At 61.2% G+C, this 19,426-nt stretch carries 17 protein-coding genes and 1 tRNA gene; 10 read left to right on the top strand and 8 right to left on the bottom strand.

Annotation, left to right across the window (positions count from 1 at the left end):
• Positions 1–378 precede the first annotated feature (378 nt).
• The 3 genes from AC2FNL_RS18445 to AC2FNL_RS18435 all read right to left on the bottom strand — a co-directional run bounded on the left by AC2FNL_RS18445 (position 379) and on the right by AC2FNL_RS18435 (position 3,730).
• Positions 379–1,401 carry an aspartate-semialdehyde dehydrogenase gene (locus AC2FNL_RS18445; RefSeq protein WP_093963959.1) on the bottom strand — a complete coding sequence of 341 codons (1,023 nt, stop codon included), beginning with the start codon at positions 1,399–1,401 and terminating at the stop codon, positions 379–381.
• A gap of 103 nt (positions 1,402–1,504) precedes the next feature.
• Complete coding sequence (locus AC2FNL_RS18440; RefSeq protein WP_093963960.1) at positions 1,505–2,536, bottom strand: glycosyltransferase family 4 protein; 1,032 nt, start codon at positions 2,534–2,536, stop codon at positions 1,505–1,507.
• Positions 2,537–2,557: 21 nt separating this feature from the next.
• Positions 2,558–3,730: an MFS transporter gene (locus tag AC2FNL_RS18435; RefSeq protein WP_496834624.1), complete on the bottom strand. Its 1,173-nt coding sequence runs from the start codon at positions 3,728–3,730 to the stop codon at positions 2,558–2,560.
• Positions 3,731–3,866: 136 nt separating this feature from the next.
• Between AC2FNL_RS18435 and AC2FNL_RS18430 the strand changes: the two genes are divergently transcribed.
• Positions 3,867–5,009 carry a DUF3095 domain-containing protein gene (locus AC2FNL_RS18430; RefSeq protein WP_496834623.1) on the top strand — a complete coding sequence of 381 codons (1,143 nt, stop codon included), beginning with the start codon at positions 3,867–3,869 and terminating at the stop codon, positions 5,007–5,009.
• 7 nt (positions 5,010–5,016) lie between these two features.
• Here the strand turns inward: AC2FNL_RS18430 and AC2FNL_RS18425 are convergent, their stop codons facing one another.
• Complete coding sequence (locus AC2FNL_RS18425; protein ID WP_496834622.1) at positions 5,017–5,784, bottom strand: HpcH/HpaI aldolase family protein; 768 nt, start codon at positions 5,782–5,784, stop codon at positions 5,017–5,019.
• Entirely contained in the window at positions 5,784–7,217 is a 1,434-nt protein-coding gene (locus AC2FNL_RS18420) for a pyridoxal phosphate-dependent decarboxylase family protein (RefSeq protein ID WP_496834621.1), read from the bottom strand. The genes AC2FNL_RS18425 and AC2FNL_RS18420 overlap by 1 nt, the downstream gene beginning before the upstream one ends.
• A 776-nt stretch (positions 7,218–7,993) precedes the next feature.
• Between AC2FNL_RS18420 and AC2FNL_RS18415 the strand changes: the two genes are divergently transcribed.
• A complete protein-coding gene (locus AC2FNL_RS18415) occupies positions 7,994–8,692 on the top strand; it encodes a fumarylacetoacetate hydrolase family protein (protein WP_170370348.1) in 699 nt (232 codons plus the stop codon).
• 24 nt (positions 8,693–8,716) lie between these two features.
• On the opposite strand, the gene AC2FNL_RS18410 is transcribed toward AC2FNL_RS18415, so the two are convergent.
• Together AC2FNL_RS18410 and AC2FNL_RS18405 are read right to left on the bottom strand one after the other, a co-directional pair.
• Positions 8,717–9,961, bottom strand: a complete 1,245-nt coding sequence (locus AC2FNL_RS18410) for a winged helix-turn-helix domain-containing protein (RefSeq protein ID WP_496834620.1) — start codon at positions 9,959–9,961, stop codon at positions 8,717–8,719.
• Complete coding sequence (locus tag AC2FNL_RS18405) at positions 9,936–10,961, bottom strand: LacI family DNA-binding transcriptional regulator (RefSeq protein ID WP_170340809.1); 1,026 nt, start codon at positions 10,959–10,961, stop codon at positions 9,936–9,938. The genes AC2FNL_RS18410 and AC2FNL_RS18405 overlap by 26 nt, the downstream gene beginning before the upstream one ends.
• Positions 10,962–11,075: 114 nt before the next feature.
• Here AC2FNL_RS18405 and AC2FNL_RS18400 point away from each other — a divergent pair.
• The 4 genes from AC2FNL_RS18400 (at position 11,076) to AC2FNL_RS18385 (ending at position 14,185) form a co-directional block, all read left to right on the top strand.
• Positions 11,076–11,152: transfer RNA gene (locus AC2FNL_RS18400), tRNA-Arg, on the top strand.
• A 155-nt stretch (positions 11,153–11,307) separates the two neighbouring features.
• Positions 11,308–12,165, top strand: coding sequence for a hypothetical protein (locus AC2FNL_RS18395; protein WP_496706905.1), 858 nt, complete (start codon positions 11,308–11,310; stop codon positions 12,163–12,165).
• Positions 12,162–12,635, top strand: a complete 474-nt coding sequence (locus tag AC2FNL_RS18390; protein ID WP_496706903.1) for a plasmid mobilization protein — start codon at positions 12,162–12,164, stop codon at positions 12,633–12,635. The genes AC2FNL_RS18395 and AC2FNL_RS18390 overlap by 4 nt, the downstream gene beginning before the upstream one ends.
• Positions 12,632–14,185 (top strand): relaxase family protein, encoded by a 1,554-nt coding sequence (locus AC2FNL_RS18385; protein ID WP_496694581.1) that lies wholly within the window; start codon positions 12,632–12,634, stop codon positions 14,183–14,185. Before AC2FNL_RS18390 ends, AC2FNL_RS18385 begins: the two co-directional genes overlap by 4 nt.
• 311 nt (positions 14,186–14,496) lie before the next feature.
• Here the strand turns inward: AC2FNL_RS18385 and AC2FNL_RS18380 are convergent, their stop codons facing one another.
• Positions 14,497–15,423: a LysR family transcriptional regulator gene (locus tag AC2FNL_RS18380; protein WP_496834619.1), complete on the bottom strand. Its 927-nt coding sequence runs from the start codon at positions 15,421–15,423 to the stop codon at positions 14,497–14,499.
• 181 nt (positions 15,424–15,604) lie between these two features.
• Between AC2FNL_RS18380 and AC2FNL_RS18375 the strand changes: the two genes are divergently transcribed.
• The 4 genes from AC2FNL_RS18375 (at position 15,605) to AC2FNL_RS18360 (ending at position 19,397) form a co-directional block, all read left to right on the top strand.
• On the top strand, positions 15,605–16,654 hold the full coding sequence (locus AC2FNL_RS18375; protein ID WP_496834618.1) for an ABC transporter substrate-binding protein: 1,050 nt from the start codon (positions 15,605–15,607) through the stop codon (positions 16,652–16,654).
• A 63-nt stretch (positions 16,655–16,717) separates the two neighbouring features.
• Positions 16,718–17,767, top strand: coding sequence for an ABC transporter ATP-binding protein (locus AC2FNL_RS18370; RefSeq protein ID WP_496834617.1), 1,050 nt, complete (start codon positions 16,718–16,720; stop codon positions 17,765–17,767).
• Positions 17,764–18,609 (top strand): ABC transporter permease, encoded by an 846-nt coding sequence (locus AC2FNL_RS18365; RefSeq protein ID WP_496834616.1) that lies wholly within the window; start codon positions 17,764–17,766, stop codon positions 18,607–18,609. Before AC2FNL_RS18370 ends, AC2FNL_RS18365 begins: the two co-directional genes overlap by 4 nt.
• Positions 18,606–19,397, top strand: coding sequence for an ABC transporter permease (locus AC2FNL_RS18360; RefSeq protein ID WP_496834615.1), 792 nt, complete (start codon positions 18,606–18,608; stop codon positions 19,395–19,397). Before AC2FNL_RS18365 ends, AC2FNL_RS18360 begins: the two co-directional genes overlap by 4 nt.
• Positions 19,398–19,426: the final 29 nt, after the last annotated feature.

Raw genomic sequence — 19,426 nt, 5'->3', positions numbered from 1 at the left:
CGAACCGTCCGGAAGTGCGGCGTTGAGCACTGAAGGCCGGAAAAAATCTGCCTTGTCAGCGGTTCCAGAGCACGTGGGATTGCGCGGTGTCGAACCCCGGTTCCTGCGACAGGTTAGGCTCTGTTTGATCAATCATGGCTCGTTTCCCCTCGGCTGAGATTGAAACGAAGGCGCCTTCAATGGGCGGAAAAATACCAGCAGCTGCGAAATATGAAAAATTGATTATGTGAATAATAGCTATTCATCTGGCGAATTTACTTTTGCTTGGGCAGAACCTGCGGTGATGCCCGGCGCACCTTCCGTCTCGCATTGCCAAAAAATGAAAAAACCCCGCAGCCCATGCCGCAGGGTTTTCAGATGTCTGACTGGTTCGGTGTATCAGCCCTTTTTCAGGACCTCGCGGCCCAGCAGCTCGGCGATCTGCACTGCGTTCAGGGCCGCGCCCTTGCGCAGGTTGTCCGAGACGCACCACAGGTTCAGGCCGTTTTCCACGGTCGAGTCCTGACGGATCCGGCTGATGAAGGTGGCGAAATCGCCGACGCATTCAACCGGCGTGACATAGCCACCGGCCTCGCGCTTGTCGATCACCATCACGCCCGGGGCTTCGCGCAGGATGTCGCGGGCCTCGTCCTCGTCCAGGAATTCCTCGAACTCGATGTTCACCGACTCCGAATGTCCGACGAAAACCGGCACCCGCACACAGGTCGCGGTGACCTTGATCGACGGGTCGACGATCTTCTTGGTCTCGACGACCATCTTCCACTCTTCCTTGGTCGATCCATCTTCCATGAAGACGTCGATATGCGGAATGACGTTGAAGGCGATCTGCTTCTGGAATTTCTTCGGGGCGACCTCGTTGATCGGGTTGTAGACGGCTTTGGTCTGATCCCAAAGTTCGTCCATACCCTCTTTGCCCGCACCCGAGACCGACTGGTAGGTCGAGACCACGACGCGCTTGATCTTGGCGCGGTCATGCAGCGGCTTCAGTGCCACCACCATCTGCGCGGTCGAGCAGTTGGGGTTGGCGATGATGTTTTTGTTCTTGTAGTCGTGGATCGCCTGAGGGTTGCACTCGGGCACGATCAGCGGGATCTCGGGATCGTAGCGATAGAGCGACGAGTTGTCGATCACCACGCAGCCAGCCGCCGCCGCCTTGGGGGCGTAGTCCTTGGTCGCGGCGGACCCCACGGCAAACAGAGCCATGTCCCAGCCGGCGAAATCGAAAGTGTCCAGATCCTGGGTCTTGAGTGTCTTGTCGCCAAAGCTGACTTCGGTGCCCAGCGAACGACGGCTTGCCAGAACGGCAATTTCGTCCACGGGGAACTGGCGTTCAGCCAGGATGTTCAGCATTTCGCGGCCCACGTTACCCGTGGCGCCGACGACAACGACGCGATAGCCCATGTCTAGTCTCCTGAATTAAGGACGCGCGTTCATAGCCGCGTTGCAGAAAATAAAAAAGGGCCTTCGCGGCGGAATTGACCGAATGACGCAGTTTTACGGCGACTCAGGCCTTCAGCAGCTGCTGATAGAGCGCAACAAGCGCCTGCGCCTCGCCGTTGATGTCGAAATTCCGTTCGACATGGGCGCGGGCGGCCTGGCCTGCGCGGGCCAGGGAATCACGGTCCGCCAGCATCTCGACCGCGGCCGCGGCCAGCGCCGGAATGTCGCCCGGAGGCACCACCCGACCCAACGCCGGGTCGGTCACGATCTCGGAAAACGCGCCCACATCGGTGGCCACCACGGGCACGCCGCAGGCCATCGCTTCGAGGGGGGTCAGTCCGAACCCCTCCCAGCGTTGGGGGGCGATGAACAGATCCAGCACCTGGTACCATTGGGCGATCTTATCCACTGTGACCTCGGGCTTGAACAGGATGCGGTCGGACAGGCCGGCTCGGACCACCTTGTCCTTCAGTTCGGTCAGGAAAGCACTGTGTTTCTCGGTCGCGCGGCCCATGACGATGCCATGCACGTCGGGGACCTGCCCGCACAGGTCGATCATCGCATCGACAAAAGCGTCGGTGCCCTTCTGGTGGCGGATGCGCCCGTAACAACCCAGCAACAGCCCGTCGGGCAGCCCCATCTGCGCGCGCAGCGCTGCCTTGTCCGCGGGTGGCGTGAAATCCTGCAGGTTGATGCCGTGCATGATCACCTGTGCGTCGCGCTCGAGGTAGCCGGCCGTCTTGCGCGAGGTGGCCACCACCGCGTCCATCTTGCCGATCAGCCACTTGGTATAGCCCGTATGCGCCCGCTGCGAGGCGCTGGTGAACAGCAGTTTCAGCCGCAGCCGCAGCAGGTCGCGCAGGATCAGGCCCAGCAGCATCTCGGTGTTGCGGCGGGCGTGCCAGACCCGCAGCGTCTTGCGCGACAGAAAGGGCAGGCGGCCCAGCGGGATGTGCGGGATGTCCTCAGGCAGGCCCGGGCCGGTGGCGGCGATGTCGATCCACTGCGCCTGCAACGGCACCAGCCGCGCGATCGTCGCGGTCACGCCGGACAGGCGGCGTTTGAGGTTTGGGGCAAGGACAACGGGGTCGTTCACGGGGCGCGCTCCTGCGGGGTCTCACTCCATGCTGTCACGGCTGAACAGGTAGATCACACAGCCGATCGTCAGCGTGACGGCAAAGAAGGCGAATATCGCTGTGTAGGGTGCGGTTGGCCCCATGTCCACCGTCGCCGCATGGATGCGGCCGGTGGCGAATTGCGCCAGCCCCACGCCGCCGATCCCGAACAGGTTCAGCAGGGTCACGCCGCGCCCCACCAGATGCGCCGGGATGAAGGCGCGCCCATGCGCCATGATCACCGGGAAGGAGGCCCCCAGAAACCCGATCAGCGCCATCAGCAGAACCGACAGCCAGACGGCATCGGCGACCCACAGCCCCAGTAGCCCCAGCGCCAGCACCGCCAGCGTGTTGCCGCCGAAGATCACCCATTTTCGGGTGTTCAGCAGTCGGTCCAGCGGCCCATAGGCAAAGGTGCCCGCGATCATCGCGGCACCCATGACCAGCGTAGCCTGCCCGATCTGGGTGGCGCTCAGCCAGAACACGTCCAGCAGATAGGGACCGGCCCACAGCCCCCGCAGCGCGGCAGAGGGCGCATAGGCCACCAGCATCAAGGGCAAAATCGCCCACAAAGCAGGCTCGCGCAGCAGGTCCAGAACGGAACCCTTCTGCTCGGACACCACCCGCGCGGGGTCTTTTACCGTGACCCAGATACCTACAGCCACCGCGCCCGAGATCGCGGCCAGCCCCGCCAGCGTCGCGCGCCAGCCCATCAGTTCGACCGCCAGCGCCGTGGGATACGAGGCCACGAGGTTGCCGACCGACCCTACACCCAGCATCACCGCCGCCAGGGTCGCGAATTTCGCGGGCGGGTATTCACGGGCAAAGATGAAATACGAGGCCATCAGAACCGGCGAACACCCGACCCCGATCAACGCCATCGCGACCGCTACATGCAGGGGCGTCGTGGCCAACGCGAACACCGCGGCTCCACCCGCGCCGCCGATCAGCAGCAGAACCGCCGCCGTCTGCCGCGGGCCAACCCGGTCCAGCGCCCACCCCACCGGGATCTGCATCGCCGCAAAGACCAGAAACCACAAGCCTGAAGCCCAGGCCAGATCCTCGGGCGTGGCACCGATGTCGCGGGCCAGATCGGCGGTCAGAACCGCAAGGAACGCGCGAAAGAATTGGCTGAGGACATAGGCCAGACACAAGATCACCAAACCTGCCTGCATGTCAGTCTCCCTGCCGTCCGCCTCACCGGGATGCTTGGCACGTCCCGATGCCATGCACAAGCGCGTGTGATATGTTGCAGTATCGGGAAACGCCCCCGCACTACGCTATCATTGCGGCAAGCTAACGGGAGGGACAATGAAGACCGCCTATATCGGATTCTATGACCGCGTACCCATTACGCGCGATTTTCTTGCCCTGTCTGATCCAGAACAATTCACCCCGGTCCCGGATGACTGGATCGTGGGCGTCGCCGATATCGTGGACTCGACCGGCGAAATCGCGCGTGGTCGCTACAAGACGGTGAACATGGTGGGCGCGGCGGTGATCTCAGGCATGATCAACGCGCTGAGCGGGCGGGTTTTTCCCTATGTTTTTGGTGGCGACGGCGCCGGATTTGCCATCCCGAAGGAGGATGCCGACGTGGCGCGCGACACCTTGGCTGCGCTGCGCAGTTGGGCGGAAACCGAGTTCGGCATCGCGCTGCGTGCGGCTTTAGTTCCTGTGTCCGACGTGCGCGCGGAGGGGCTCGACTTGCGGGTGGCGCGCTATGCGCCGTCCTCGGGGGTGGATTACGCCATGTTCACCGGTGGCGGACTGGCCTGGGCCGAGGCGCAGATGAAGGCTGGCCGGTACGAGGTTCCGCCCGCCGGGTCCGACGCAAAGCCTGACCTGACGGGACTGTCCTGCCGCTGGTCCAACAGCCCTGCGCGGCATGGGCAGATCATTTCACTTGTCATCCAGCCCACTGCGCAGGCGACAGAACGCGACTTTGCTGATCTGGCGCAATCGGTTCTGTCCGCATCCGAGGCTCTGGAGCGCGCGGGCCATCCCGTGCCGGCCGGCGGCCCTCCGATCAAGTGGCCACCTCCGGGTCTTGCACTGGATGCCCATGTCTCGCGCGCTGGGCGCAATCTGGCCGTGCGCAAGGCCGCGCTGCTTGTGCAGAACCTGCTGATCTGGCTGCTGTTCAAATCGGGCAAGCGACTGGGCGAGTTCGAGCCGGGCCACTACAAGAACATGGTCAGCCGAAATGCGGATTTCCGCAAGTTTGATGACGGGTTGAAGATGACGCTGGATTGCGACAACGAGACCCTGTCGCGCATCGCCCGGACCCTGGAAGATGCGCGCGGACGCGGCAAAATCAGATACGGCATCCATTCCCAGCAAGAGGCGATGATGACCTGCTTCGTGCCCGCCGCCACGCGCGACGATCACGTACATTTCGTCGATGGTGCATCGGGCGGCTATGCGCAGGCCGCCGCCGCAATGCAGGGATGAGCCGCCCTCAGGGACGCCATTTCGCGGCCAGCCCGCGGGCGGCCTGAGCCAGCAGCATGACGTCGATACCGACCGCCAGGAACTGCGCGCCCATGTCCCGATACGCTTGAACCGCTTCATCATTGGTGCCCAGAATACCCGGCGCCTTGCCTGCTGCCCGGATCCGCTTCAAAGCATCGGCGATGGCGGTGCGGACCTCTGGCACCGTGCTGTCGCCTTTATAACCCATGTCGGTGGACAGATCGGCCGGGCCGATGAAAACGCCATCCACGCCCTCGACCTGCAGGATGTCGTCCAGGGCGGCCATGCCCGCAAGGTTCTCCACCTGAACCAGCAAACAGATCTCGGGGTCGGCCGTCGCCACGTAATCGGGGATCGTGCCGTACATTGTCGCCCGTGTTGCGGCGGCCCCGACACCCCGCACACCTCTGGGCGGGTACTGGCAGGCCCGAACCAGCTCGCGCGCCTGATCTGCGCTTTCGACCATCGGCACCAGAATCGTCTGGGCGCCGGCATCCAGCACGGTCTTGATCATCCAGGTCTCGCCGACGGGCAGCCGCACCACCGCGTGCGAAGGGCTGTTGGCCAGCGCAATCAGCTGATCGCGGATCGAACGGATGTCATTCGGCGCATGTTCGCCATCGATCACCAGCCAGTCGAAACCGGCGGTTCCCATGATTTCCGCGGTGATGGCTTCAGCAAAGCTCATCCAGCAGCCGATCTGCATTTCGCCCTTTGTCAGAGCCTGTTTGAACGGGTTTTTCGGGGCGGGCATCAGCGGTCCTCCTGCGGGGGTGTGGGCAAGGTGCGGGCGATTTGGGTGATCACGTCAAAGGCCATCCGGACGTCCTCCTCGGTGGTTTCGAACTGGCCGGCCTGAAAGCGGATGACGATGTCGCCATCCACGCGGGTCTGGGTCAGATAGATGCGCCCGTCTTCGTTGATGGCGTTGACCAGCCGCAGGTTCAGGTCGTCCAGATCCGCAGCATCGGCCGGTTCATAGCGAAAGGTCCACAGGGACCACGTGGGCGGGGTGACGATCCGGAAATCCGGCTCGGCCGCCAGTCGGTCATGCAGGTCGCGCGACCAGTTGACGTGGTTGCGCAGCCGCGCGCGCAGCCCTTCCAGCCCGTAGGCGCGGATCACGAACCACAGTTTCAGCGCCCGGAACCGGCGGCCCAGCGGCACCGACCATTCCGAATAATTGATGATCCCGTCCTGACCATGGGTTTTCAGATATTCAGGGCTGATCGCCAGCGTCTGCACCAGATCGTCGGGGTTTTTCAGGAAATGCGCGCAGCAGTCGAACTGAACCCCCAGCCATTTGTGCGGGTTGAAGACGATGCTGTCGGCCTGGTCGATCCCCGGCCAATAGTGGCGGTATTCGGGGCAGATCATCGCCGACCCGGCCCAGGCCGCATCCACATGCGTATACAGCCCGTATTTCTGCGCAACTTTCAAACACGCATCCACTGGATCGGTCGCGCCGGTTCCGGTGCCGCCGACGCACAGGATCACCCCCGCGGGGTGAAGGCCGGCGTCCAGATCGGCTTGGATCGCGGCCTCGAGCGCTGCGGGGTCCATCCCGCGCCAGTCACCCTTGATCGGGACGCGCACCAGGTTGTCCTGCCCGATCCCGGCCACCCAGATGGCGCGGTCGACCGATGTGTGCACCTCGGACGAGCAATAGACGCGCAAGGGTGTCTGCCCGAACAGGCCCTGACGGTTGCCCTGCCAGTTCAGCGCCTTTTCCCGCATGGTCAGAACGGCGGCCAGCGTGGCCGACGAGGCTGAGTCCTGGATTACCCCGGCAAAGCCTTCGGGCAGGTCCAGCGCCTGCCGCAGCCAGTCCATCATCCGGGTTTCCATCTCGGTCGCCGCGGGCGAGGTCTGCCACAACATGCATTGCGGCGCGATCGCGCTGGCCAGAAACTCGGCCAGCACGGACGGCGCCGAGGCGTTCGAGTTGAAATAGGCGAAGAAGCGCGGGTGCTGCCAGTGGGTGATGCCGGGCATCACGATCTGTTCGAAATCCTGGAAAATCCCTTCTATCGGTTCGCCTTGTTCCGGCGCCGTCGCGGGAAGCGCGTTCAGCACCTCGCCGGGCTCGGTCCGGGCGCGCACCGGGTGCTGGCCGACGGTTTGGTGATAATGTTGCGTCCACTCGGAAATGCGTTTGCCCCATTCCGAGAATTCATCCCATCTCATCTGCCCTGCCTTCCGCCTTCGCATCTTTCGCGGGCAAGTGATGGCGATGCAGGCGGGCAGGTCAATCAAATTCCGGACGACGAGGGCGCTGTGAGGTGGGACCGTGGCGCCCGTTCGATCCAAATTCAGGCTCTAATAAAGAAAAACGCACCGGTTGTGCGGATCGGAGAACCCCGCCGGAGAAACTAGGGGTCGACTCCGGCGGGGCGGCCAGACGGTGTCTGAAGTTATTTGCCTGGCCCGAGGCCGAAGAATCCCTGTGTTGAAGGGTTCCGGCCCTGAATCGGAGAATGTGAGGCGCCTAAATTGCACCCCGACGGCGCAGCCCAAGCACCCAGGGGGATGAGGCCAGAGCGGCGGTTCTCCGAAACCGTAATAATTCCTTGGTATTCGCGACGGTGGCCCGCTGATGCACCATGCTTGGTTGGCTGGGCGCGCCGACCGTCTGTAAGAATATCTAGCGTACCTGACCGCGAAACCAAGTCGCAATAAGGTGACGCGGCCCGTGGGCCTGTTGCGCTGCCTTCGAATATCTGCCCGATATGTCCGTTCATGATGCGCGGCCTGTGCGGTTTTTCAAAGAGGGTGGTTCCAAGTTTCCCTAGATTAAAGCCGGATAGTCTGTGCGGATGAAACTGGCTTGCGCCCAGGTCCGCGGCCTTGGCAACTTCGCGCCGAAACTTACAGACGGGGCGGCAATAATCGGCGTGTTTGCCGGGTTGAACAGCGGTGTGTCTCCTTTAGTCTGCGCGGCAACGTGAAGGAAAGGATGCAACATGGCCAAATCTCTGTTTTCCCTGCCGGATGTGGTGCAGATACCAGTAGTTGGAGAGGCCAACACCTATCCGGTGGGGCGCATCTTTTGCGTCGGACGGAACTATGCCGCCCATGCGGCCGAGATGGGAAACGAGGTCGACCGCGAGGCGCCGTTCTATTTCACCAAGTCCCCGCAGAACGCCATTCTGACCGGCCAGACCGTGCCTTACCCGCCGGGCACCGAGAATTATCACCACGAAATGGAACTGGCCCTGGCCATCGGTCGCCCGGTGTTTCAGGCGACGTCGCAGCAGGCTTGGGATGCCGTGTTCGGATATTGCTGCGCGCTGGACATGACCCGGCGCGACCTGCAGATCCGCGAGCGCAACAAGCAGCGCCCCTGGGATCTGGGCAAGGATGTGGAAAACGGCGCGGTGTTCGCGCCGCTGACCCGCGCTGCCGATTGGGCGCTGACCGATGACACCCGCATCCATCTGAGCGTGAACGGTGAGGTCCGGCAGGACGCCACCCTGTCCGAACTGATCTGGAAGATCGACGAGATCGTCATGCACCTGTCCCGGTTCTATCACCTGCGGCCCGGCGACCTGATCCTGACCGGAACGCCCGCCGGTGTCGGCCCGGTCGTCGCCGGAGATGTGTTGACCGGCGGTATCGACGGGTTGGATCCCATCCGCCTGACCCTCGGGCCGGCGGAATAGACCTATGAAAGGGCTTTCAGCCGATCAAACAGGCGCGCGCAGCCAGTCTGCGGCAAAGGCGACCTGTTCCAGTCCGGCAAAACGGCGTACCCGGTCCAACTCGGCCTCGAGCCGCCGGGTGCGGGCGTGCGACCACTTGACCCCGCGCTCGGGCCACAGGGCGCGGACCCGCAAGATGCCTTCGTCGCGATGAGCCTTCATGTCGATCCGTCCGATCAGACGGTCTTTCTCGAGCAGTGGAAAGACGTAGTACCCATAGGTGCGCCTGGCCTCGGGCACGAAAACCTCGATCCGATAGTGGAAGCCGAACAGGCGCTGGGCGCGGTTGCGGTCGCGCAGCATCGGGTCGAACGGGCTGAGCACGCGGATTCGCCCCGGCGCGGGGGCAGGGTCGGCAGCCTGGTCCGCCAAGCCTAGTGGCGCGAACACGCGGCGCATTCGACCATCGGCGCATTCCACCTCGATTTCCTGCAAATCACCCCGTGTCAGAGCCTGTTTGCACCACTCTTTCGCCTCGGCGGCGGTGACCGTGTCCCAAAAGGCGGCCAGTTCGCCCGAGGTGGCAAAGCCCAACCGGTCGAGCGCCGCGTGGCACAGCCAGTCCACCGTCGCTTGATGATCGCACTCCATCACGCCGGGGCATAGATGGGTATCGATCACGCGCTCGGTCAGGTCGTATTGCTTTTGAAACCCTCGGCGCCCTACCACCGTCAGCGCGCCCGAGCGCCAAAGGTATTCCAGTGCCGTTTTCGAGGGATGCCAATCCCACCACCCGCCCGAGCCCTTTTTCTCATCCTGCCCCACATCGGCCGAGCACACCGGGCCGTGGTCGCGGATGTGCCGCAGCACGGTTTCGAACTGCTGTTCGAACCCGTCGCGCCGCCAGTTGCGCCAGCGGGCCCGCAGCATCTCGGCGTCGCGCTGGAAGCGCAGATGCCAATGCGGGTAGAACGCCATCGGGATCACGGCAGCGTCGTGGGTCCAGTGTTCGAACAGGCTGCGGTCGCGCTCGTACAGGCGTTTGAGGTCGTTCGGCCGATAGGACGGGCGGCGCGAAAACAGGATCATGTCATGGGCGCGCGCCACGGTGTTGATGCTGTCGAGTTGCACGAAACCCAACCGGTGGATCAGATGCAGCAGATCGGGCCCCTTGGCCGGGCCTGCGGGCTGTTCCGCCAGCGCGTGGCGATCCATGAACAACGCACGGGCGGTTCGGTTGTCGAGTTGTTGCAGCTTGCCCCGTTCAGCGCCGCTTGAGCGTGTCGCCATAGCTGATCTTGGGGGTTAAAGTGATACGAGTTTCGATCTCGGTATTCGGGTCAGCCAGTTGGGCGGCGATGATTTCTGCCGCCTTGCGACCGATTTCAAGCCGGCAGGCGTCCATGGTGGCCAGCTTGCGCGGCAGACCCTGCAGCAGCTCGACGTTGTTGAATCCCGCAAGGCCGATCTGTCCGGGCACGTCGATTCCCTGTTCAAGCAGGTACAGCAGCCCGCCCGCGCCGATCATGTCGTTGGAATAATACAGGAAATCCAATTCCGGGGACCGGTCGAGCATGGCTTTGGTCATCTCGCGCCCCTTGGCCAGAGCCGAGCCGCCGGAATAGAACTCTCGGTCTTCGATTTCGATCCCGTGCTTGCCCAGAACTTCGGTGAAGCCCTCGAACCGTTTGCGCGCGCGGTGGTCCAGCGGCATCTTGGTACCCATGAAGCCGATATGCTGGTACCCGGCCTTCAGGATCGCCTGCGCCATCTCGCGCCCGGCCCGGCGGTGCGAAATGCCCACCATCGCGTCCACTGGCTTGCCGTCCGTATCCATGATCTCGACCACCGGAATGCCCGCCGAATCCAGCATCGCCCGCGCGGCCTCGGTGTGTTCCAGCCCGGCGATGATCACGCCCGACGGACGCCACGAGAGCATCTCGTACAGGACCTTCTCCTCTTTTTCCGGCAGATAATCGGTAACGCCGACCACCGGCTGCAGCTCGGTATCCTCAAGCACCTGGTTGATGCCGGTCAGCACTTCGGGGAAGACCATGTTCGACAGCGACGGGATGATCACCGCCACCAGGTTCACCCGGCTCGAGGCCAGCGCGCCGGCGATCTTGTTGGGCACGTATCCCAGCTCTTTCGCTGCGGCCAGAACCCGGGTGCGGGTCGCGTCCGACACATCGCCCCGATTGCGCAGGACCCGGCTGACCGTCATTTCCGACACACCGGACGCTTCTGAGACATCACGGAGGGTAAGCGGGCGTTTCGTTTCTGTTGTCACCGGGGATACCTGCATTGTTGTTTCCCCGATGCTAGCGCGAACAGGGCGATCTGTTCAACTGTTGTGCAAAGGTCATGACAAGCCGAAAAAACCCGGCTACAGAAGGCGCCGCGCGGCCCCGTGGCTCAACTGGATAGAGCAGCCCCCTCCTAAGGGGCAGGTTGCAGGTTCGAATCCTGCCGGGGTCGCCAAAAACACCTGAAAAATATGGCTTATTTGCAAGGGGTTCTGCAGAAGCTTGCAGAAACGCCCGTTTCGTTTTCTGCCGAATTCTCCGAAAACGACCGAAATCTCGTACAAAACCTGTACAAAATTCGCGCGTTTGTGCGTATTTCGGTGGCCAATCATGAGCCGCCATAGCTTTGATCCCGAAATCGCCGGGCGTGTGGGTCTCAATGCAGCGGTGATTTTCCAAAACATCACCTTCTGGATCGAGAAGAACCAAGCCAATCGCCGCAACCTTCGAGACGGGCGGTATTGGACTTACAATTCGATCTCGGCCTTTGGTGAGTTGTTCCCCTATCTGAGCGAAAAGCAGATCCGAACAGCGCTCGAAAAGCTGGTCAGCGCAGAGCTGCTAATCAAGGGCAATTTCAGCGATGATCGTTATGATCGGACCTGCTGGTATGCCCTAGGCAACTCCATTTTCCCAAATGGGCAAATGGATCCGACCGAAAGGGAAATCGATGCATTTGCCCCTGAGGGCAAGCCATCTGCCCCAGAGGGCAAATCCTATGAGAACAGATATAAACCATATCAAAAACCAAATCCTTCGCACGCGAAGGCGGCGGTTGAGGATGAGGTTTCTGAAAGGATTTTGTCGGCCTATCCGGAGGATCGCATTCGCGGCAAAGCGGTTTGCCTTTCGCAGATCCGCCAAGCCCTGGCCGACGGTGTGGACGCGAAAGACCTCGAGGACGCCGTGCGGGCATATGCGAGCGAGAGCGAAGGATTCACTCGATCCAAGGTGTGCTTCTCCGACAATTGGTTCAGCACTGGCCGTTGGTTGAAATACCTTCACGACGTTGAGGAGGCGCGGGAAGCGGGCAAGGCAAAAGAGGTGGAATTGCTGAAAGGCTTGGCCGACTGGGTCACGGACCGCCATCCACTGTGCCGCCACATCACACCCGGCCAAGTGACAGCCTTGCTGGCTGCAAAGCTTGTCAGCCCTGCTGAAATCGAAGCGGCGGGGCTCAGAGCATGAGTGCGACCGATCCCCACAAAGAGCAGAGAGCAAGGTTACCCACCGATTACATCGGCGGGACTTGTGAGGGGCGGCAAGCCTCCCCTTCAAACCCCAACCAGACGCGCGCAAGCAACGTCAAAGAGGGCCTTTCCGAGAGCGTGATCTTTCGATGCACCCCGTCGGAAAAGGCAGCGCTTGTGGCCAAAGCGCGCGCCGCTGGCCTGCCCAATGCCACGCTGATGCGAGAGGCCTTGGGGCTGGTCGAGGCACGTCGTCGCAAGCTCGTCCCTCGCGTTGATCCGAAGTTGACCTTTGCGATTGCCCGTGTCGGCGGCAACCTCAATCAACTGTCACGCTGGATCAACGGCGCGGTCAAATCTGGTCGCGCGAGCCAGATCGACACGCTAAAGGTCGCGACGCAGCTGGTGGCCATCGAACGGCAGTTGGCGCAGATCGTGGCGGCACACACAGGCGGTAACTGCGTATGATCATCTCATTCTTCTCTACCGGCACAGGCGGCGGTGCGGCCCCCGTAGACTACCTGACAGCGCGTGAAGTTCTGGCCTATGACGAGAACCGCAATCTGATCCGCGACGACAACGGCCAGCCGCAAACCAAGCTCCGCGACCCGCTGCCCGAGGTGCTGCACGGCAACCCCGACCAAACCCGCGACCTGATCGACGCGAGCCCCAACAGGTGGAGCTACACGGCAGGCGTGATCAGCTTTGCCGATAGCGATGATCCCAGTCCCGACGCCCAGCAAGAGGCCATTGAGCTATTTGAGGCTCTGGCCTTTGCTGGACTGGACAGGGATCAATATGATTGCCTTTGGGTGCGCCACTCGCATGAAGGCAACATCGAGCTGCACTTCTGCACGCCACGCCTTGAGCTCAGCACCGGCAAGGCACTGAACATCGCGCCGCCAGGGCATGAGAACGCATTTTCCAGCCTGCGCGATCTTTTGAACAAGAGGCTCGGTTGGGCAGACCCTTTGGACCCAGAACGCGCCCGCGAAGTGAGGGCAACGAGTGAAGCACCGACGCGCGCGCAGGGTCGCGAAGCGCTGCACGATTGGATCCTCGATCAGATCAGCGTCGGCATTATCACGGATCGCGCCAGCATGATCGATGCTTTGGCCGATGCGGGCTTCGAGATCCCCCGCACCAGCAAAAACTACATCACCGCCAAAGACCCCGACACCGGTGAGCGCTGGCGTTTGAAAGGAGAGATTTTCCATGACGACTGGCAAGCCGAATCGCCTCGCCGAGAAATTGAACGCGGACCTGGAGACGATCCGGCGCGACCACGCCGCCTTGATGGAGTCTCAGCTGGAGAGCTTCAGGAGCGATTTCAGCAGCATTGCGACCAGCGCGCTGCATACAATCGAGACCGATATCAGGTTCTTTCTCAGCGACAGCAAGAGCGAGTTGGAGAGGCGGAGCGAGACGATCCGCCGCTGGTTGACGATCTCCCCCTGGGTGATCGTGGCGATGGCCTCAGTCTGGATCGTGACGGTACTGATCACGAGTTGGTTTTGGACGGGTTTGATCTCGCATTCGGAGATGACGGAACTTGGCCTGACACGGATCGAGCAGGCCGGGCAGACATGGGTGGCGCTGGACCAGAGCCGGACCGATTTAAAAACCTGCACGATCGCGGGGACGCCGATCATCTGCATCAAGATCAAGGAACCTTAGATGACAAAGACCCTGACAGCATTGGAACGCGAATTGCTCACATCCGTCGAACGGTTGGTGACGGCCTGCGAGAGCTCAGCCAAGGAATTGCACGCCTTGGAGAAACGCTCGACCAGCAGGATCGAAAGCAAGGTGAATGGATTGGCGCATTGCGTGGCGCTATTGATGAAATCACATCTCACGTCCGTCACCACATTGGCCGACTTGCTGCGCGAGGAGCAGAATTACGACACGCTTCAGGTGGGATTACAGACCAGCTGGAAACTAGCGAAAGACGCCGAGAAGCGGCTGAACGAGAGCTAGATGCCCGCATTAATCACCGTAGCGGTCACTCGCTTTAATCTTACTGCAAGTGTTAGCGCGTTTAGGAGATCTGTAGCGGCATTCCTAAACGCGTTCTGCAGCATTCAGCGACATGCCTGCAACGTACTCCATGGATGCACATGCGGGAAAACCAGCCATTCAGGCCCTCGGGGTTGTACGACCGTGTTGCTGACAAAACCGCCCTTGATGTTTCCAGCCCGAACGACAGCATTGTACCCGTTTGCGACAGCCGCGGAACATAGCAAGGACGGGCAGCTCAAGTTCTCCGCAACCGGCACCAGGATTCGCTTCGCGTATCGGTATTCTCCGGCACTAGCAGTGCCGTCGGTTATCTGTGTTGTTTGCCCTCAAAAGAGAGACTATCGCAAATCCAATTTGCAGCGTCACCGTGAGTTCGCGAACTCAGCTGTAATGCATGAATCTGCGACACAACCCGATACATCTCAGGCGCAATCTCGACAATTTCTCCTCCGCTCTTTTCCCAGATTGCAGCGTAGTGAATAGGGATTAAACCAACGTGCGTGCCTGCCATTGTGAGATAGGTCGTTGATTCTATGTTGCCCTGAGAGATTTCCGAGTTTTGTTCGAGCAGACGGATATCTAGGCTTTCATCAATCGGATTGCTCAGGAAGCTGTGGGCCGAGATCTTACTTCGCCGAAGCAATTCCTTCAATGCACCTGGGTCTTTGGTTCCGTTGCAGGGGTGATCCACGTGACAAAAAAGACCGCTGGGCTCGTCGTAAAGATGTCGGGCTTCAATGTCGCCGGGCAGTGTCTCGCCAACTCCAATCCCAACAATCGCAATGTCCAGGCGACCAGCACGCAGCTCAGTCAGGCAATCAAGATAGTCGTAAACGCCAACTCTGATATGAAGGTCTTCAAACTCTCCACTTGCAGCACGCAACGTTTCTGCAAGTGGATTGGCTGGGTCCGTCACAAGGCAATCGACAACCCCGATCCTGACCAATTGTTCGGTTTTCCGGCCGATCTCATTGAGACGCGAGGCATATGAATCCAGATGCGACAGCAGCTGGTTGGTTTCGTTCAGAACCTCTTCACCATCCGGTGTCAGAGAAAAACCCTGTCGGCCGCGGTTGCAAAGCCTGACATTCAGTCGCTGTTCGAGGTTGGCAATATGTGAACTTATCGCTGGCTGGCTGATGCCCAGCTCGTCCTGCGCTTTGACAAAGCCCCCGGCCTCGGCGACGGCTTTGAACACGCGCAGCAAACGCAGGTCGATATCGGTCAGTTTCATCTCATTCCCCGGAGCTGATCTTTCTGAAAGCAAAGCAAAAAACCGAATGCATGTCGATTGGCTTATGTATGTATCACCAGAACAATATGGTTCGGGGGGCAGCGACTGCCTAAGGTTAAAGCAATCAACGATCCGCCGGGGTGACCCGTGACGGACAGACCAACAATCGGGAGCCCGAAAGATGAACCTGCGTAAACCAATTGCCCTCGCCGCCAGCGTGATTGCCTTTACTGGCAGCGCCGTGATGGCCGAAGAAATCACCGTCAGCGCGTGGGGCGGCTTTTTCGAAGAGACCCTGCGCGACGTGATCTATCCGGGCTTCACCGAAGAAACCGGCATCACCGTGCGCTCGATCGCGCAGCCCGCCGACCAAGCGTGGCTGACCCAGCTGACCAACGCAGCGCGTGCCAAGACAGCGCCCGCCGACCTGTCTTTGGTCGCGGACGAGGTCTTCTTGCGCGGCCAGTCCATCGGGCTGTGGGCCAATCTGAACGCGGACAGCATTCCCAACACCGCGACCCTTCTGGACGGCTTCACCAAAACCAGCGAGGCGGGTGATTTGAACGCCGTGGGGGCTCTGTCGTGGTACACCACTTTCGTCACCAACACCGAAGCCGTGACCGACGCCCCGACCTCGTGGGCTGATCTGTGGACCCGCGATTGGGACGGCAAGCTGGGCCTGACCTCGAACGCGAATAGCGGATTGATGGAAGCCACCGCCCTGACCTTCTTTGGCGGCTACGAGATCATGGAAACCCGCGAGGGGCTGGAACAGGTCATCGCCAAAATCGCCGAGCTGAAGCCGCAAGTGCAGCTGTGGTATCGCGACGAAGGTCAGTTCCAGCAAAGCCTTGAAGCAGGCGAGCTGGTGGGCGGTCTATACTATCACGACGTGACCATGCTGTCGGCCGCTGATGGCCTGCCGGTCGTGTCGACCTTCCCGAAAGAAGGCGGCGTTCTGGGTGACGCCTATTGGATCGTGCCGCGCGATTCCAAAAGTATCGAGGCCGCCGAGAAATTCATCAACTACATGATCCGCCCCGATGTGCAGGCCGCAATGGCCCGCAATCTTGGCATCGCTCCTGTGGCCCAACGCGACGCGATGGACCTGACGGACGAAGAGTTCGCATCCGTCGGCAGCGCGGGCACCCCGATCCGCACCCAGACCCATATCCACTTGCGTGAAGGGGATTGGCTGTCGGACAAATACCTCGAGATGATCTCGCAATAATCGGTCTCTCTCTGCCGGGTCGGTGCGTCAGCGTAGGCCCGGCATCTATGAAAGTGTTTCGTGATGGCACAGCTTCTGCTTCAGAACATCCAGAAGTCCTTTGGCACCTTTCAGGCGCTGGAAGATGTCAGTCTGGACATTGCCTCGGGCGAGTTCATCTGCCTGCTTGGCGGCTCCGGCTGCGGCAAGACCACGCTTCTGCGCATCATCGCGGGGCTCGAGGAACAGAGCTCGGGCGACATGCTGCTGGATGATGCCGACCTGTCCGCCGTGCAGTGTCACAAGCGCAATGTCGGCATGGTGTTTCAAAGCCTCGCGCTGTTTCCCCATCTGAATGTGGGCGAAAACATCGCCTATGGATTGGAAATACGTGGTGTCGGCAAGGACAAACGGCTGGAGCGTGCACGGGATTTGCTGGATGTTGTCGGGTTGACGGGGCTTTTTGATCGCCCGGTCTCGGCCTTGTCGGGCGGGCAACGCCAGCGCGTCGCCATCGCCCGCGCCTTGGCCATCGAACCCGCCCTTTTCCTGATGGACGAACCCTTCAGCGCGCTGGACGCGGGCCTGCGCGAGCATCTTCAAATCGAAGTCAAAAAGCTGCAACGCAAGCTGGGCGTCACCACAATCTTCGTCACCCACGACCAGAACGAGGCGATGTCGATCGCCGACCGGATCGTGATCCTGAATGAGGGCCGGATCGAGCAAGCCGGCACCCCGACCGAGGTCTACGCCCGCCCCCAAACCCGTTTCGTCGCGGATTTCATGGGCACAAACAACATCTTCAGCCCCGAGTTTACGGCGGGCGGTCCCGTCATGCTGGATGGCGTCGATCTGGGCACCGCCATAGGGGATCTGAGCAGCCTGACCGGCAAGCACACCATCGCCGTGCGCCCCGAATATGTGCGCTTGCAGACGGCATCTGAAGGCGACTCCGGCCTTGTCGGCACCGTCGATTTCGTTCGCCACCTTGGCGCATCCATTGAAACCGAACTCAGCGTCGGGGACCGGACATTCATCCACACGATGGTGTCCGACCGCGCCCCCGAATTCAAAGTCGGAGACCGCGCCGAGATCAAGTTCGACCTCGATCACGCATGGGTCATCCCGTCATGAAACGCGCGCTTGCTCCATATCTGATCGGGCTGTTCCCGCTGGCGATGATGACGCTGTTCTTCCTCGCCCCGCTCGCCTTCATGGTGGTGGTCAGCTTCTACGAGCGCGACCCGCTGGGCTTTTACAAGGTCGCCTTTGTTTGGGACAACTACGCTAAATTCTTCTCGTCCTTTTACTACACAATCTCGATGCGCTCGCTGTGGTCGGCATCGCTTGGCGCCGTGGTCGTGGTACTACTGGCCTTCCCGGCGATGTATATCATCGTCGACATGCACCGCCGCTGGCAGCTGTTCTGGGTGATCCTTTTGCTGTCCCTGATGTGCCTGAGCGAGGTGATCATTGGCTTCGCCTGGCTGATCCTGTTTTCCGAAAACTCGGGCATCCCCAAGTTCCTTGGCTGGGTCGGCTTGTGGAGCGATCCGCGCTCGCTTTCCCCCAGCTTCGGCGCGATGCTGATCGGCTTTATCACGCTGGGCTTCTCACTGGTGGCGCTGATGTTTTTCCCGCAGATGGCGCAACGCGACCGCAGCATTGAAGAGGCCGCCCTGACCCTTGGCACCCCGCCCGCCCGCGTGTTTTCCAAGGTGGTTCTGCCCAACTTCCTGCCCGCAATCCTGTCCTCCGTCGTAACGATGTTTGTCTATTTCCTTGGCGTCTTCGTCATGCCCACCATGCTGGGCCGCCCGCAAGACTGGAACATGACCGTGATCATCACAGACAAGGCCGTGGGCGATGCCAATATGCCCTTGGGCGCGGCGCTGTCGGTCATCATGCTGGTCTTTACGCTCTTGATCATCGGCGGCCTCATGCTGGCCTCGCGCAAGAAAGGAGCGCCGTCATGAGCACCCTTCTGAAACGCCTTTTCGTCACCGCCATCGCTACAGGGCTGATCCTGCCCTTTCTGATCGTCGCAGGCGTCTCGATCAGTGCGGAAAGCAACATTTCCTTCCCCCCAAGCGAGCTGTCGGCGCGTTGGTACACCGAGCTTCTGACCCAGAAGGACTGGCTGATCCCGATCCGCAATTCGCTGGTCATTGCCGCCTTCGCGGGGCTTCTGGCCGTGTCAATCGCGCTGGCCGCGAACTATGTGCTGTGGCGGCTGAAATCGGGCTTCGGCAAGCTGGTCTTCGCGCTTGGCGTCGGCCCCTTCATGTTGCCCCCGATCATCATCGCCATGGGCGCCAGCGTCTTTTGGGCCGAGATGGGCTGGTATGGCCGGGCCGAGGCGACTGTGATCTCGCACGGGGTGTTCTTCGTCACCCTGCCGCTGGTCATCATCGCGCGTGGTTTCGCTGCCCTGTCTGACGACGTGATCGAGGCCTCGCGCACCATGGGAGCCACCCCGTGGCAGACCTTTACCAAGGTGATTTTCCCGCTGGTCCTGCCCTATGTCATCACCGGCTATGCGCTGGTCGCGATCATCAGCGTCAACGAATATCTGATCTCGTATATGGTGTCGGGCTTCGCAGTCGAGACCCTGCCCATCCGCATCTTCAACAACGTGCGCTATGGCTATACGCCGGTCGTCGCCTCGGCCGCGATGGGCTTTGCGCTTTTAACCATCGGCGTGCTGCTGACCCTGTCCATGGTCACCGATCTTCTGAAACTTCTCGGGGCATCGCGCGACTGAAGCGCGTCCCATCTAACAGGAATTGACCC

It is taken from the genome of Ruegeria sp. CRTD044, from assembly GCF_059613485.1.
The sequence above is the reverse complement of the archived record's forward strand: the minus strand, read 5'-3'. Positions and strand labels throughout refer to the sequence as shown.